Source organism: Candidatus Marinimicrobia bacterium CG08_land_8_20_14_0_20_45_22, from assembly GCA_002774355.1.
Taxonomy (GTDB): Bacteria; Fidelibacterota; UBA2242; order UBA2242; family UBA2242; genus 0-14-0-20-45-22.
In genome coordinates this window covers 14906-31474 of record PEYN01000128.1, presented here as the reverse complement: position 1 = coordinate 31474, position 16569 = coordinate 14906, and the positions used below count along the sequence as shown (strand labels likewise).

Sequence of the window (16569 nt, the reverse complement as noted above, 5' to 3'; positions counted from 1 at the left end):
ACGATTTTTATCCACTATTCAAATTGAGTTTTACTGATGTATCAGGTTTGATCCTGACGCGAAAAAAACAGGGAATTACTCGATTGATGGATTTAAAAAACAGGGATGTATATCTTCCTTCCAGTACGGATTGGTTTTTTCTCAATCCAATTATTCTTTTTCTGATTAAAAATTGCACGATCAACAGTGCCAACAAGAGTGCCTATTCCATTCCGACCGCTCTGTTGAGCCCTGAAGTTGAAGATAATACTGCGGCGGTCGTTGCTACGACATTAGAATATAAACTTCTGAACGAAAAAGAGAAACAAGGAATTCAGGTTCTCGGAGAGTTCCCGCTCGTACCGGAAAGTGTTGTCGTAGCTGGTCCTGATTTAAAATCGAAAAACTTAAGTATTATCAAAGATGAAATCGAGAAATGGCTTGCAACAAAGTCGGATTTATTTTCGGATATTGGGATCCGATATTCAAAAGAAAACGAGAAGACTAACAGCCTCATCTACATGGAAGCGATCGAGGGACTTGGTTATAATTTGAAAGAATTTATCGAGGTCTATCCTAATCTTCTCCTGAATATGATTGGCAATAACCAAAGTTACGAGCTCAAGGTCATGAAGGAAAAATACGAGCGGCTGGCAACTTTCAATGATAAACTTGTTTCGATGTACCGTGAAATCCGCGATAGCCGTGATCGCCTATCAAAAGTGATCGAATCCGCTTCCGACAATTCCATTTTATTCTTGAAAGATGGAACGGTTTTGGGAATTTCGCGTTCATTTGCACACATTTTGAACCAGAACCGTCAGGATATTATCGGAAAAGAGATTACGATGTTTCTTGAGACGACCATGAACACGCCTTTTAAATCTTTGATTCAGCAAATCGATTACGGTCTGGTCAAATCTTTTTATGTCCGGTTGAAAAATAACGGCGATAATTCAGCCGAATTCAAGATGGAATTCAGCTTGATTGAACTTTTAGATTCAAAGATTATTTTGGGTATGTTTTCAAAGAATAAATAAACAAAAACTTATGATGAGAGAGGTTAATATGATAAGGAAAACGTTATTTGCACTGAGCATCCTTATGGCTTTTTACGGCAAATCTCAGGCGGAAGATCAGTTTGCCACGATTTTGAAGACGGCTGGAGTCGTCAACATTAAGCAGGAAGGAAGCACAAGCTTTTCTACGCCCGCAAAAATGAGCATGGGACTGATGGAAGGTGATGCGATACGAACTGAGGCAGACGGTTTTGTCGCCATTATTTTTAATAGTGACAAAAGTTTGGTCAAAATCCGAAAGAATTCCGAAATCGAGATCAAGGAAGATTACGCCGCGCGGACAATTAAAATGACGCAAGGGCGCGTGCTGGTTAATGTGACGCCCAGAGTTGGCTCAAATTACCGTATCGAAACGGCAACATCCGTAGCATCCGTTAAAGGAACGAAATTTTGGGTTTTCAGCGACAAGGTTGGAGATCGGTTTTACGGTGTCGATGGAACTGTCCAGATTTTAAACATCATCACCGGTATTGAAACGATCATGCAGGCCGGGCAGATGATCATTTCCACGTCGGATGGACAGGTTGTGAATATTCCCGTTGAGCCACAGGATATGCCTCAGGACGAAGATGAAGTGAAACCGCAAGAAGCTCCGCTGCAACCGGTTGAGGAGGAAGAGTCGGTCACAACGCCTTCGGAAGAAACGACCTCCCAAGCCACACCGACCGAAGAGCCGGGAACCGAAACCAAAGAACCCACCGGGAAAAAGTCCGGGAAACCGTTTGGAATGGGACTTGGGCTCGGATCGGTGACGATCGATGGAAAAATTTACAATCAGATTGCGTTTCGTCCGGAATTGAGACTCGGGAAACTTGGCGTTGCGCTGGATGTTGCTATTTATATGGACGATCAGGGAAACATTCGCAAAGAAGAGTGGGATGAAGTTTCAGATTATCTCGATAAAGTTTATTACGTCCGCTGGGCGCAACAAGGTGATCCGTTTTTTGCGAGAGTCGGCGCGCTGGATAATGTAACGCTCGGTTATGGAATCTTGATGAACGGCTATTCGAACACGACGGAATATCCACAGGTGCGAAAAGTCGGTGTGCATACGGGTATGCAGTTTGATAAACTTGGCTGGGAAGTGTTTGTCGCTAATCTGAAAGAAATCAGCGGCCCTGGACTATTAGGTGGCCGTATGACCTACAAACCGCTCAAACGGTTTCCATTGAATTTTGGAACCACAGTCGTTATCGATGTCAATCAGTACAAAGGTTTGAAAGATACGGACGGCGATTATATACCGGATGTGTTCGATGCTTTCTCGACGAAAGAATTTACGACTCCATGGTATTTTCCCGGATTTAATGGTAACAGTCTGGTTGACTACAAGTATCACAGTTTCGGAACCGGCGAGATTGACATCAAAGGTAAATCCTTTTCCAAAGATACAGACACAGATGGTATTCCGGACGAAATCGACTACGATGTGGATGGTGACGGTTTAACGGATAATTTTCCTGACATGGACACACAGATCGATTCGATTGATTCGGCGCCGGATCCCTTCAGCACAAAGGATCAATTAAAGACGCTGACAGCCGCTGCATTTGATCTCGGTTTTCCGATTCTAAATATGAAATTCTTCAAATTGACTATTTACGGACAGGCAGCGACTTTCATTTCGGGAAAAGTCAAAGATTACAATTCGGGAACCGAATTTACTCCCGGTTGGGGAATTGCGGCACCGGGATTGAAGATGAATATTTTTAAGATCGTGAACCTTACAACAGAGTACCGGTATGCCGGTAAAAACTTTCTATATAGTTTTTGGGATCGTGCTTATGACTTTGAGAGAGTATCGATCCGACAGGACGCCAACGGAGCGCTCTATCCTTATACGAAAGACCAGATGCGCCTCATGAATGAAGCCATGCAGGGCGTATTTGGCGCAGTTGACGTAAACATTCTGAATTACATCATTCTTGGAAGTTATTACCAGCACATGTTCACAAGCGGAAATGAAGTGAAGAGTTTCATGGCATCTGTATCTATTCCAGCAGGGAAAATTCCAAAATTGGCTAATGCTATCGCATTCTATCAGCGTAACAACGACGAAAATCCGTTTGATTTCAAGCATCCGTCGGAAAATACAATCCTTGGTTACAAGATAGGGTTTGAACTCGGTGGCGGCGCCGTTATTTCCTATGTGTTCCAAAAGACATATCGCGATTACGACGGCAATGGCAAGATCGATACCAAGACCGAGGCGGTCAATCTAACAACAATCGAAACCAGCTTCAATTTTTAGAGGAAAAAGTCATTCGAGAATCTTTCCAAAAGAATCAGATGTTAAAAACCCCGCGGAAAGCGGGGTTTTTAACGATATTGCATTCACAGATCGTTTTATGCATAATTCTGTCTTCACGGTTCGTGATCGCTGAAGAGTATCTCGTTATTCATCAGAAAGTCGGCGCTACCATCGATCTGGAGGAAAAAATACATTTCAACCTTTTCCCTGATATGCAGACTTTTAGAAGCGCTCAGTTTTTCCAATCGGATGCCGATAGCGTGACAGGCGTTTTTGAGTTATTTTCAGAGAAAGGAAAACAGACATTTAGACGTCAGTTCTGTCCGATGGAGATTTATCTCTTAGCGTCAAAAATTGACAGACAAGATAGTTTAAGTCGAGCAAATCGTCTGTATATTCAAACGAGGTATCAACCACTTTTCGCGAAGGAGTTTTTAAAGAAAATTCCCGAAAGTTCCCTGTGCCAGATTCGTTTAAAAGACAAGTCAGTTGTCGAAGGCGCTTATTATCGAACTACTGGTGATTTCGTTCAGATTTGGCAGAATAAAAAAGTATTAACGATTCCGATGGGTCAAATCACAAGGCTCAAGTACTGGGATGACGTAGAGGATTCGCGAATCGCTTATTGGGCGACCATTTCTGGTTTTATGATATTGGGCGCGGTTGGAGCAGAAGTCGGTTGCCGATGGTTAAAGATCCAACCAAAAGATCGTTGGATTTACGATCTGGCGGGATGTTCGGTTGGAGTGGCTGTCGGACATGCCGTTTCTCCGTTTGTAAATGAATTATTTTTGCCAAAGACGGTTATCAATTTTAACTTGAATAAAATAAAAAGACTTGATACTTTGCACAGGTTGGTTTATAATCTCCACAAATTGAAAGGTAAGTTATGGTAAATGTTAGACGAATGAGACCTGCAACCCCAGCAACTGCAGCGGTACGTGGAAAAACGGAACCGGCGGAAGAAAATAAGGAAAAACCCGTCATTGTGGATTTAAATGTGACCGAAGGCAGAAAGGAATATGTTGAACGGAAATTGAACGATATCCTTGAGAGCATCGGCGAAAGCTACGGCAAACGCATGACGAATGAGTTGATGAAGCGACTGGAAAAGACTATTCGGGAATTTCACGGCGAGGTGACAAAAATTCTGGACAAGCTGGAAACTCTTGAAGACGAACGACATAAAGTTCCCGAGAAAATTGTCGTGCCACAAACCGAACAGGTTTTAGACGAAGGTGAATTATCTGGAATGAGCGAAATCGAGAGGCGGTTGGAGATGAAGGAACGGGAAAAACAGGAATCTCCGAAAACCGATGAGATCACAGAAGAGCCGAAAAGACGCGGATTATTTAGCAGGAAAAAATAAACCGGACGCCGGATTATTCATTTTGAAAGTATCTTCATCTTTGTTATTTTAGATTCAGTTCTTTGAAGAGCAATCTATTGGGGTTGTAGCTCAATTGGGAGAGCGCAGCGTTCGCAATGCTGAGGTTGTGGGTTCGATCCCCATCAACTCCACAGTTTTTTAATAACACGATCAAAATGGCTATGCTACATGGGGAGCCAGCGGTGCCCTGTCACCTGCAATCCGCTATAGCAGGATGGAATGCCAGGCAGAGGATTTTGCTTGGTTTATCCGCGAAGATGCGAGGCGATGACGTTTTCTGTTTCGCGCAATAAATTATTGGCGAACCCCGTCAGGCCTGGAAGGGAGCAGCGGCAGTTAATTTGTTTATGTGCCGCGGAACTTCTGAAAACCAGCCAACTGTCTAAGCGAATCTACCAAAAACGAATTCAATGCCTGGTGCATAGCCAATCAGAATTATGGGTTATCAGGTAATTTCACGCAAATACAGACCTCAACGGTTTGACGAAATCGTCGGACAAGAACATATCTGCTCGACGCTCCAAAACGCTATCCGGTCGGGGCGAATTTCTCATGCATATCTCTTCACGGGTTCGCGCGGAATTGGCAAAACATCTATGGCGCGCATTCTCGCTAAAACCCTAAATTGTCTTAATCCGCAAGATAACAATCCCTGCAATATTTGCCAGAATTGCACGGAAATTACTTCGGGAAGAAATATCGATGTATTGGAAATCGACGGCGCCTCGAATCGTGGTATCGAAGAAATTCGCGAATTGCGCGAAAATGTGAAATATCCTCCAATTCATTCCAATTACCGGGTCTATATCATCGATGAAGTTCACATGCTGACGAAGGACGCGTTCAACGCGCTTCTTAAGACTCTCGAAGAACCGCCGCCGCATGCAATTTTCATCTTCGCAACGACAGAACCGTTGAAAGTTCTTCCAACAATCATTTCCAGGTGTCAACGATACGATTTTCACCGAATTCCTGTTTTGAAAATCGTTGAACAACTGAAGAAGATCATCGAATCGGAAAAGATTCAAATTCCAGACGATTTACTGATGTTGATCGCAAAAAAATCTGACGGAGGTATGCGCGATGCCGAAAGTATGCTGGATCAGGTTATTGCGTTCAGCGGGGAAGAAGTGATTCCGGCAGACGTTAAAAAAATCTTAGGAATCATCGACCCGGATTACCTGTTTTTAGTTGAAAATCTAATCTTTAAACAAGATCAAAAAGGTTTGCTGGGTATAGCGAATGAAATTTTTGACAACGGCGCCGACTTCGGTGAATTTCTCACAGCACTGTCTGAACATTTTAGGAATCTGCTGGTTGCCAAAGCTACCGAATCGGTCGAAATGCTTGACTTGCCAGACAATGTCAAGGATAAATATCTTAAAGAAAAAGATAAGTGGCTCATCGGCGATCTTTTGCGGCTGACGAAGATAATTTCCGAAGCGCAAGTCAATCTGAAATATGCTATCAACTCGCGGACACTTCTGGAATTTACATTGCTGAGATTGGGAACGATCGACAAAACCGTGACAGTTACCGAAATTCTGGAAAGCATCAGAAAATCGGATTTGCGCATTCCAAACATTTTAACTCCAAAACCGATTCCTCAACCCGAAGTCGAATTGTTTACAAAACAAACGCCGCCTGCCGCTACAAAAGAGATTAACGTTCGGGAACCTAAGGTCGATTATACCCAACCATCTGTTGAACCGCTAAAGAATTCAGAACCCAAATCGAGTGATTCTGTTGATTTGACTTTTGATGTGATAGAATCAAAATGGGGTCAGGTTTTGGAAAATCTTGTGAAATCCAACCATTCGCTTTCCGATTTCCTTGGACAAGGGAAATTAGCTTCTTTAAATCGTAACGTCTTAGAAGTTGTATTCGATCCTTCAAACTCGTTTGCCAGACAAAGTGTCGTAAAAAGGGCAACGAATATCGAAAAAATTATTGAAGAAATATATCATAAGCCATTGAAAATCAAGTGTGTTGAGCGGAAAGACAAATCCGAAAAACCTGAAACGAGCGAGATCGACAAAACTGTCCAAACCGTATTGGAAATCTTCGATGGTGAAATTGTTGTTACTTAAGGAGGAACTATGATGCCCAAAGGTGGATTGAACAACCTGATGAAGCAAGTCGGTAAGATGCAGGAAAACATGGAAAAACTAAATCAGGAGATGGCGATTCTGACGGTCGAAGGAACAGCAGGCGGCGGAATGGTGAAGGTTACCGCAAACGGTTCGCAAGAAATCGTTTCAGTCAAAATAGATTCTGAAGTTCTGACGGACGATGTCGAAATGGTTGAAGATATGATTATCGCCGCGACCAATCAGGCTCTCCAGAAAGCCAAAGAACTCTATCAGGAAAAAATGTCCGGTTTGACTGGTGGACTCATGCCGAATTTACCCGGAGGTTTCAAAATACCTGGATTATGAACGTCTTACCCGATTCACTTCAACGGTTGATCAAAGAACTTGCAAAATTTCCGGGCATCGGAAAAAAGTCTGCGCAACGCATTGCTTTTTATATTCTGAAGTCTGATCGTGAAGAGGCGGTTATGCTTGCTCGAACGATCGTGGATGTTAAAGATCGGATTTTCCGATGCTCGCGCTGTCACCATATTTCCGACGTCGATCCGTGCAAAATATGTAGTGATCCCAAAAGAGACCATACAACTATTTGCGTCGTACAGGAATCGTTGGATGTTATCGCCATCGAAAAGACGGGTTGGTATCGCGGACTATACCATGTTCTTGGTGGTGTCATTTCACCATTGAACGGAGTCAGCCCGGACGATTTAAACATTCAAACGCTTTTATATCGGTTAGAGGGAATTCGCGAAGTCATTTTAGCGATCAATCCAACTCGTGACGGTGAGACGACGGCGCTTTATCTTTCCAAATTAGTCAAAGACAAACAAATTAAGGTTACTCGAATTGCACAAGGATTACCTATGGGAATCGACTTGGAATTTGCGGATGAAATGACATTAACCCACGCATTAGAAGGTCGTACGAGTTTATAATGAAACAGACAGTTTTTACAATAGCAAATTTTATAACGACTTCCAGAATTCTCCTGACGCCGTTATTTATTTATTTTTTATTTGGGAAACATGCATTCTTCGAGATTTTTGCGCTGATTATTTTCATCATTGCCTCGGTCACTGATGCCTATGATGGATATTATGCGCGCAAGTACCAATCGGTATCCAGTCTTGGGAAATTTTTAGATCCGCTTGCCGATAAGGTTCTGATGTCTGCGGCTTTTATCTCTTTCGTTATACTTGATATAGTTCCGCTCTGGATGGTAATTCTTGTAATCCTTCGCGATTTCGTCGTTACAGGTTTGCGCATTTTGATGGAGGTCAAAGAAACTTCGATGACGACCAGTCATATTGCCAAGATTAAAACCGGATCGCAAATCGGTGTTATCTGTTTTATTCTCGTCTATCATATCACGCAACGCTGGAAGATATTTCTCGGAATCGCTCCGCATGTCGCTTTGATCGAAAAGTACTATATTATTGACATATTGATGTTTGCCGTAACGGCTTTTACAGTTTATACAGGTGTGCAATATATCTTTTCAAATTTTAAATATATCAAAAAAAGATCGCTGTCAGCTGATGAAAAATAAACTTAATACCCTGATCGCGACGTTTTTCTATGTTGGAAAAATTCCAGTCTCTCCCGGAACAGCAGCCAGTTTAGTTGCGCTCATCCTTTGGTTTTGTTTCCCAATCGAATGGCATATTTGGAAAGCAATCGGTACAATTATTCTGATAATCGTTGGCGTTTTATCGGCGGGAAAGATCGAAAAACAAATGGACGAAAAAGATCCATCGATGGTAGTGATTGACGAAGTTGCCGGAATGTGGTTAACCATGACGCTTTTGCCGGGCGTTCACTTTCATGGAAACGTCTGGATGGTGATTTCAGCATTCGCGTTGTTTCGTTTTTTTGATATTTCCAAGTTTCCGCCTATCAATCAGCTGGAGAAATTGCGAGGCGGTTGGGGGATCGTTGCAGACGATCTTCTAGCTGGCGTCTATGCCGCTGTTTTTATCAACATCGTTCGATGGATCGTATGAAGAACGCTGGCGTCATTTCTATCGGAAACGAACTGCTTTCAGGTCGGGTCGTTAATACAAATTCTACCTACATCTCTCAATTTTTAAAACAATACGGCATTTCTGTTAATTTTATCATCACTATTGGAGACGATAAGTCGGCAATTATTCAAGCGATAGACGCGTGTCGTCTTCATGCTGATCTGATTTTTATAACCGGTGGACTTGGTCCAACACATGACGATATCACGAAAACGACAATTGCCGAATATTTTAACTCGAAATTGGTTTTCCATGAAGATATTTTAAATGATATTCGGGATTTATTTCGGAGACGCGGCAAGGTTATGTCTGAATCGAATGTCAGTCAGGCAATGATTCCTGATAAGGCACAAATCATTCCCAACCCAGTTGGAACCGCGCAGGGAATGAAATTCCAGCAAAAAGACAAAACATTTTATGTGATGCCGGGCGTTCCAATTGAGATGGAGCGGATATTGATCGATTCTGTTTCAATAGATATGGAACAATTGTCAGAAGCCCGGATCAATACTCTTACTATTCACACGACCGGTGTGCCGGAATCCGAACTTTACGGCAAAATCGAAAATTGGATTTCCATTCAAAAGCAGATCGGCATTTCGATTCTTCCGCATTTTACACACATCGATCTGGTGTTGTATTCCGGTGATACAGATAGCCTGACTTTGCTAGACATAGCGAAGCGACAACTTGCCGAAAAACTCGGGGAAATCGTTTATGGCTACGACGATGAAACTCTGGAAATGGATGTGGCTAACTTACTGATAGACAAGAAGATGACAATCGCCGTTGCTGAGTCTTGTACCGGCGGATTGATCACCGACAGACTCACCAATGTATCCGGCAGTTCGGCATATTTTATTCTGGGCGTTGTCACATACAGTAACGAATCTAAAGTACTATTGATAAATGTCAATCCGGAAACTTTGAAGCGATACGGCGCCGTCAGTTCTGAGACTGCCAAAGAAATGGCACTCGGCGTTCGGAAATTGTCCGGATGTGATATTGGATTGAGTTCAACAGGAATTGCCGGACCGCCGGGCGGAAGCGATGAAAAACCGGTTGGACTTGTACACGTTGGCTTGTCGATGAGCGGCTTTCTGGAATCGTTCGAGTTCCGGTTTCTACAAGATCGGATCATGAATAAACAACTCTTTTCGCAGATGGCGTTGAACCAACTGAGGTTGACGCTTTTAAGGGAATAAATCTGATGAAACGGTTATTTATTGCCATCCCAACTTCAGACGAAATTCATCAATTGGTGAATAAGATTTCGTTGGATTTATCTGTTTTAAAGAACAGTATCCGGTTCGTTAAACCGGAAAATGTGCATATTACTTTGAAGTTTCTGGGAGAAACCGAAGAGAGTCTCGTCCCCGGAATCGTTGAGGCGATTCGTTCTGTTTCATCAAGCGTTGAGCCATTCGTTTGGCAATGCGAAGGCACGGGCGTCTTTCCGGGTATGAACAAGCCTCGATTGTTATGGATAGGAATCTCGCTAGGCGTCGAACAAATTAAACGGTTGGGTTCTATTATTGACGACGCATTGTTCAAAACTGGGATTTCAAAAGAAGAAAAAAACTTTACAGCGCACCTAACGATTGGCCGTGTCAAATACAATAAAATAGAGAACGATAGATTGAAAGATTTTCTCGCTTATTCATTTTTTCCAATACAACAAATTTCCGACCGTTTGGTTTTGTTCAAAAGCGAATTAAGTCTACACGGTTCGGTTTATACACCCATTGAAACCTTTATTTTTAGAAAATAACGGGAGGAATTATTATGGCAGACAAAAATGAAAACAAAGTGCGCGCACTCGACTTAGCAATCACGCAAATTGACAGACAGTTCGGAAAGGGTTCAATTATGAAACTCGGCGACACGTCAGCGCTGGTATCTGTTGATGTCATCTCTACTGGATGCCTTTCGTTGAATGCTTGCATTGGCGTTGGTGGTATTCCGCGTGGCAGGATCACCGAGATTTACGGGCCAGAATCGTCCGGTAAAACGACGCTTGCGCTACATGTCATCGCTGAGGCTCAAAAGGCTGGCGGCTACGCGGCTTTTATTGACGCGGAACATGCACTCGATCCGAAATACGCCGGGAACTTAGGCGTTTCTACGAAGGATTTGCTTGTTTCACAACCCGATAGTGGCGAGCAGGCGTTGGAAATTACCGAAACATTGGTCAGAAGTAATGCGATTGATGTTGTTGTCATTGACTCGGTTGCGGCTTTGGTCCCGCGTGCGGAACTCGAAGGAGAAATGGGCGATTCGCATGTTGGACTTCAGGCGCGGCTCATGTCACAGGCGTTGCGAAAATTAACCGGTGCTGTCAGCAAATCCAACACAGCTGTTGTTTTTATCAACCAAATCCGCGAGAAGATCGGCGTTATGTTCGGGAATCCTGAGACAACAACGGGCGGTCGCGCATTGAAATTCTATACATCGCTTCGCTTGGAAATTCGACGCATATCGACGTTGAAAGAAGGAGACACCAACTATGGAAACCGAGTGAAGGTTAAAGTTGTCAAGAACAAGATGGCGGCGCCGTTCCGCGAAACAGAATTCGATGTGACGTTTGGTCAGGGCATTTCATATATCGGCGATCTACTGGATCAAGCGGTTCAGGCTGATATTATTCAAAAAAGCGGTTCATGGTTTGCTTATGGCGACGAAAAAATCGGCCAAGGCAGAGAAAACGCTAAGAATTATCTCGAACAAAATAAAGACATCTATGAAAAGGTCGAGAAACAGGTAAAAGTTTATCTGGGGCTGGAGAAAGCTTCAGAAGCCGTTGCGTCGTAAATAGTCTATGGTAAAATCAGTGAAATCAGAAGCCGGTTTTTCACCGGAAGATGATTCGATTTACCGAATCACGGCGATCACGAATCAGGAAAAGCGCAAAGATCGAGTGTCTGTTTTTCTCAATGGAAAATTTGCATTTGGAATTAACGCAGAGACAAAAGCGGTTTTTTTACTTACCGTCGGTCAATCTATTTCTGGAAAGCAGATTCGGATTATTCTTTTCCACGAAGCCTTTGAAGTGGCGAAAGAACAGACAATCCGTTTTCTGACAATCCGAATGCGAAGTCAACGCGAAGTTGAACTTTATCTCCGACGGAAACAGACGGATATTGCTGTAATTCGCCGGGTGATCCAATATTGTCTGGAACATCAGTATCTTGATGATAACGCGTTTGCCAGTGCGTTCATACGAGATCAATTGCATCTAAATAAAAGTGGAATTATAAAGATTAAATCCGCGTTACGGCAAAAAGGTGTCTCCGGTGAGATCATTGATGAATTACTCAAGAATATGGAGCCGGAAATTGATGAACTTAGTATTGCCGTAAAAGTTGGCGAGAAGAAATTGAAGACGCTAACTGATGAAAAAACGCGCAAACAGAAGTTAATACGTTTCTTGATCCAAAAAGGGTACAGAAGCGAAACGGTGATCAAGGCTATCTCGAAGTTACTCCCGACGCGCTAAACTTTCAGCGGACTGGTTTTGGGCGGAGTTATCTTCTTGCATATCTACACGATAGAAAATAACTTTACGGGCAGAATTGGGTTATTTAACATGATTCGTTTAGTATAAAACCGGAGATTCCGGCGGTTTCGGAAAATCGCCGGATTTGTGTTTGATAGAAAGATACCGTTTTGTAGGAGTATAATGAAGACATCCCATGAAATCCGAGAAGATTTCATTCAGTATTTTAAACAGAATCATCATAAAATTGTCCATAGCGCACCGGTCATTCCGCAAGACGATCCGACGTTGCTTTTCACAAATGCCGGAATGAACCAGTTTAAAAGTATTTTCCTCAATCTCGAAAAACCGTCGTATCCGCGTGTTGCCGATTCGCAAAAATGTATTCGAGTCAGCGGGAAACACAATGACCTCGAAGAAGTCGGACGTGATACATATCACCATACGTTTTTCGAAATGCTTGGAAACTGGTCGTTTGGCGATTATTATAAAGAACAGGCAATTATATTCGCTTGGGATTTGCTGACCAATGTCTGGAAATTGCCAAAAGAAAGGCTTTGGGCGACAGTCTATCGTGATGACGTTGAAGCGACAAAATTATGGGAAAAAGTTACTGATATTCCTCCTAATCGTATTTTGAGGTTCGGCGAGAAGGAAAACTTCTGGGAAATGGGTGAAACCGGTCCCTGCGGTCCTTGTACCGAAATTCACTACTACATGGGCGACATGCTGGAGAGTCAATCTGCCCTAAAAGTCAATGCGTCCGATCCGGAATATATTGAACTCTGGAATCTTGTTTTCATTCAATATGAACGCGACAAGGAAGGCGTTTTGCATCCATTACCGAATAAACACGTCGATACTGGAGCGGGATTTGAGCGCATTGTCGCAATTTTGCAGGATAAGAAATCGAATTACGATACCGATTTGTTTATGCCGATAATCCGCCGCGTGGAGTCGATTACCGGCATTCCATATCGGACGGAAACTGGAATGCCACATCGTGTACTGTCCGACCATGTTCGCATGCTTGCTTTCGCCATTGCCGACGGCGGTATGCCATCCAATGAAGGGCGAGGTTACGTCATTCGCCGAATTTTACGTCGAGCGGCGCGTTTCGGTAGAATGCTAAACATGAATAAGCCGTTCGTTTACGAACTAATTGAACCGTTGATCGAGATCCTTGGTGACGTTTATCCAGAGATCGTTGAGCGGAAAACACATATTCAAAGCGTTATCAAGGCAGAGGAGAAATTTTTTGGCGATACGCTCGACCGAGGATTGGAAGTATTTTCTAAAATAGCAAACCAGATGAAATCCGAAGAGAAATCGACGATTTCCGGAGCGGATGCCTTTAAATTATACGATACATTTGGCTTTCCCCTCGATTTGACGCAATTAATGGCAAAAGACGAAAACCTTTCCGTCGATGAACAGGGATTTTCTGGAGAAATGAACAAACAACGTGAGCGAGCGAAGGCGACAGTCGCTTTTCAAATGAATATTGAGACGAATTCTGACAAATGGACCGTTTTAAGCGAAGGTAAAGATTCCGATTTCATCGGGTATGAGAAAACAACGAGCGACTCGATCATCCGCAAATATATTCAAGATAGTGAAACGGTTCATCTGATTCTCGACAAGACGCCATTTTATGCTGAATCCGGCGGCGAAGTCGGCGATAAAGGATTCATCACCGGAAGTGATTTTAAAATCCGGATTGAGAACACGTTTAAATCCGGTCAAACGATCATTCATAGCGGAAAGTTAGAATCTGGTAAAATGGGTCAAAATCCCAACGTGACTGCCGAAATATTGAGCGATGAGAACCTAAAAATTTGCGCAAATCATACGGCGACGCATTTGCTCCACGCCGCGTTGCGAATGATTCTCGGCGAGCATGTTCATCAGGCTGGTTCTTTGGTTACGTCTGAAAGATTGCGCTTCGATTTTACTCATTATGAGAAAGTTACGGCCTCTCAGTTGCAGAAAGTCGAAAGGCTTGTTAACCAAAACATTCGAGAAAATATTCCGGTCACTGTTTCAATTCAGGAATATGAAAAAGCCAAGCGTTCTGGTGCGATGGCGCTTTTCGGTGAGAAATACGGCGATATTGTTCGTGTCATCACAGTCGGTGATTATTCCTCCGAATTATGTGGAGGAAAGCATGTGGAAAGAACCGGTGATATCGGATTTTTCCGGATCGTATCGGAGTCTTCAGTTGCGGCAGGAGTGCGCAGAATCGAAGCGGTCACAGGCGAATCTGCCGTATCAGAGGCGATGAATGATGCCGATCTCATTGTAGAACTAGAAACTCTTTTCAACGCAAAAAGATCGGAGATTAAATCCAAAGCCGAAAAAATTATAAGTGAGAATAAACTATTTGAGAGGGAAATTTCCAAACAAACTACGGCGGGAATAGAATCACAGATCGATGAAATCATCGCCAAAGCGCCCGTTGTGGGCAATCTGAAAACAGTTTTCCAAAAGTTTGATTCGAAAAATATGGACGATTTGAAGAAAATCGGCGATATTGTCAGAGAAAAACTCAATATGGGTATCGGCGTTCTGGCATCAGTCGTTGAGGGACGCGTGAATCTTGTCGTCGTCGTTCCGGATGAGACAATCCGGGCATACGGCATCGGCGCCGGCGATTGGATCAAACAATTGGGAGCGATTCTCGGGGGCGGCGGTGGTGGAAGACCGCATCTGGCGACGGCAGGCGGGAAATTTCCGGGAAAAATACCTGAAGTTTTTGAAAAGGTTCGGAACCTAATTTTGCAAAAATTACAAACCTTATAAATGGAACAATTATGGAACAGTTGATTTTTGATTATTCAAAAAGCGGTAAAACCGGCGCCGCGCTTCCACTCGTAAGACTGGATATGAAGTCTGCCGGGAAGATTCTGCCGCCCGATTTAATAAGAGAAAACGATCCGGATTTGCCGGAAGTCAGCGAACCGGAAGTCGTTCGACATTTCGTGAATCTTTCCCGCATGAATCATCACGTCGATCGCGACATGTATCCTCTGGGTTCGTGCACGATGAAGTATAATCCGAAGATCAACGACAAATTGGCCGGACTTTCAGGTTTAGCCGACGTACATCCGTTTCAGCCGAAAGAGACGATTCAGGGCGCATTGCAGATTATGTTCGAGACCGAGCGCGACCTTTGTGAAATTACCGGTATGCACTCCGCCACGCTTCAACCTGCGGCAGGTTCACACGGCGAACTGACCGGCGTTCTGGTCATGAAAAAATATCATGAATCAAAGGACGAACATCGAAAATACATTCTAATCCCGGATTCGGCGCACGGAACGAATCCTTCGAGCGCGCACTCGGCGGGCTTTGAAACATTGCCGTTGAAATCCAACGATCGCGGATGTATCGATATCGAAGATCTGAAAGTGAAAATGAATTCCGATGTGGCCGGTTTGATGCTGACCAATCCCAACACATTGGGTCTTTTTGAGGAACAGATCAAAGAGATAGTCGAAATCGTGCATCGATTCGACGGAGTCATGTACATGGACGGCGCCAACCTAAACGCATTACTAGGCATTGTCCGTCCCGGTGACATGGGATTTGACATCACGCATATCAATCTTCATAAAACGTTCTCGACTCCGCACGGTGGCGGCGGTCCGGGAAGCGGTCCCATCGCGGTGAAAGAGAAATTCGTAAAATTTCTACCGATCCCAAGGATCATCTGGAAGAATGGAATTTATCAACTGTCCTGCGATCAGCCGGATTCCATCGGAAAAGTCATCGGTTTGTTAGGCAATTTCGGTATTATCGTCCGGGCTTATGTTTATATCCGAATGCATGGATTGGTTGGTTTGAGCGAAGTGTCCCGGAACGCAATTATAAACGCTAATTATATGCGTGTTAAAGTCGCTGAAAAATATGATGTGCCGTATAATCGTTTTTGTATGCACGAATTTGTCGCATCCGGAGAAGGATTTCGACAATTTGGCATTAAAACGCTTGATATTGCTAAACGTTTGCTTGACTTTGGCGTTCACGCTCCGACGATCTATTTTCCGCTTATTGTGAAAGAAGCCTTAATGATCGAACCAACGGAATCGGAAGACAAGGAATCGATGGATCGGTTCATTTCGTACCTCGAAACGATTGATAAAGAAGCGCACGAAAATCCGGAAATTCTTCATTCGGCGCCTCATAACACTCCAGTTCGTCGTCTTGACGAATTGAAAGCAAATAAAGAGTTAAATGTTTGCTGGGGAAAGTAAA

Annotated in this window: 15 protein-coding genes, 1 tRNA gene and 1 other RNA gene; all 17 read left to right on the top strand. The window is 43.4% G+C overall.

Annotated features, from left to right (window positions below):
• Positions 1-1019 (top strand): hypothetical protein (locus COT43_07700; protein ID PIS28007.1); only part of this gene is annotated, 1019 nt, incomplete at its 5' end.
• A gap of 10 nt (positions 1020-1029) precedes the next feature.
• A complete protein-coding gene (locus COT43_07695) occupies positions 1030-3309 on the top strand; it encodes a hypothetical protein (protein ID PIS28006.1) in 2280 nt (759 codons plus the stop codon).
• Between the two features lie 38 nt (positions 3310-3347).
• Positions 3348-4205, top strand: a complete 858-nt coding sequence (locus COT43_07690) for a hypothetical protein (protein PIS28005.1) — start codon at positions 3348-3350, stop codon at positions 4203-4205.
• Positions 4199-4678 carry a hypothetical protein gene (locus tag COT43_07685; protein ID PIS28004.1) on the top strand — a complete coding sequence of 160 codons (480 nt, stop codon included), beginning with the start codon at positions 4199-4201 and terminating at the stop codon, positions 4676-4678. Before COT43_07690 ends, COT43_07685 begins: the two co-directional genes overlap by 7 nt.
• Positions 4679-4757: 79 nt before the next feature.
• A tRNA-Ala gene (locus COT43_07680) sits at positions 4758-4830 on the top strand.
• 28 nt (positions 4831-4858) lie between these two features.
• Positions 4859-5124, top strand: an RNA gene (gene ffs / locus COT43_07675) — signal recognition particle sRNA large type.
• Positions 5125-5136: 12 nt separating this feature from the next.
• Positions 5137-6789 (top strand): DNA polymerase III subunit gamma/tau, encoded by a 1653-nt coding sequence (locus COT43_07670; protein ID PIS28003.1) that lies wholly within the window; start codon positions 5137-5139, stop codon positions 6787-6789.
• A 9-nt stretch (positions 6790-6798) separates the two neighbouring features.
• Entirely contained in the window at positions 6799-7137 is a 339-nt protein-coding gene (locus tag COT43_07665; protein PIS28002.1) for a hypothetical protein, read from the top strand.
• Positions 7134-7727, top strand: a complete 594-nt coding sequence (locus COT43_07660) for a recombination protein RecR (GenBank protein PIS28001.1) — start codon at positions 7134-7136, stop codon at positions 7725-7727. The genes COT43_07665 and COT43_07660 overlap by 4 nt, the downstream gene beginning before the upstream one ends.
• Positions 7727-8341, top strand: a complete 615-nt coding sequence (gene pgsA, locus COT43_07655; GenBank protein PIS28000.1) for a CDP-diacylglycerol--glycerol-3-phosphate 3-phosphatidyltransferase — start codon at positions 7727-7729, stop codon at positions 8339-8341. Before COT43_07660 ends, pgsA begins: the two co-directional genes overlap by 1 nt.
• Positions 8331-8795 carry a phosphatidylglycerophosphatase A gene (locus COT43_07650; GenBank protein PIS27999.1) on the top strand — a complete coding sequence of 155 codons (465 nt, stop codon included), beginning with the start codon at positions 8331-8333 and terminating at the stop codon, positions 8793-8795. The genes pgsA and COT43_07650 overlap by 11 nt, the downstream gene beginning before the upstream one ends.
• Positions 8783-10021, top strand: coding sequence for a competence/damage-inducible protein A (locus COT43_07645; protein PIS27998.1), 1239 nt, complete (start codon positions 8783-8785; stop codon positions 10019-10021). Before COT43_07650 ends, COT43_07645 begins: the two co-directional genes overlap by 13 nt.
• A 5-nt stretch (positions 10022-10026) precedes the next feature.
• Positions 10027-10587 carry an RNA 2',3'-cyclic phosphodiesterase gene (locus COT43_07640; GenBank protein ID PIS27997.1) on the top strand — a complete coding sequence of 187 codons (561 nt, stop codon included), beginning with the start codon at positions 10027-10029 and terminating at the stop codon, positions 10585-10587.
• Between the two features lie 14 nt (positions 10588-10601).
• The gene (gene recA, locus COT43_07635) at positions 10602-11627 is read left to right on the top strand and encodes a recombinase RecA (protein PIS27996.1); all 1026 of its coding nucleotides are present in this window, start codon (positions 10602-10604) and stop codon (positions 11625-11627) included.
• Positions 11628-11634: 7 nt separating this feature from the next.
• Positions 11635-12312, top strand: a complete 678-nt coding sequence (locus tag COT43_07630; protein PIS27995.1) for a hypothetical protein — start codon at positions 11635-11637, stop codon at positions 12310-12312.
• 183 nt (positions 12313-12495) lie between these two features.
• On the top strand, positions 12496-15114 hold the full coding sequence (locus tag COT43_07625; protein ID PIS27994.1) for an alanine--tRNA ligase: 2619 nt from the start codon (positions 12496-12498) through the stop codon (positions 15112-15114).
• Positions 15115-15122: 8 nt separating this feature from the next.
• The gene (locus tag COT43_07620; GenBank protein ID PIS27993.1) at positions 15123-16568 is read left to right on the top strand and encodes a glycine dehydrogenase (aminomethyl-transferring); all 1446 of its coding nucleotides are present in this window, start codon (positions 15123-15125) and stop codon (positions 16566-16568) included.
• The last annotated feature ends 1 nt before the right edge of the window (position 16569 follow it).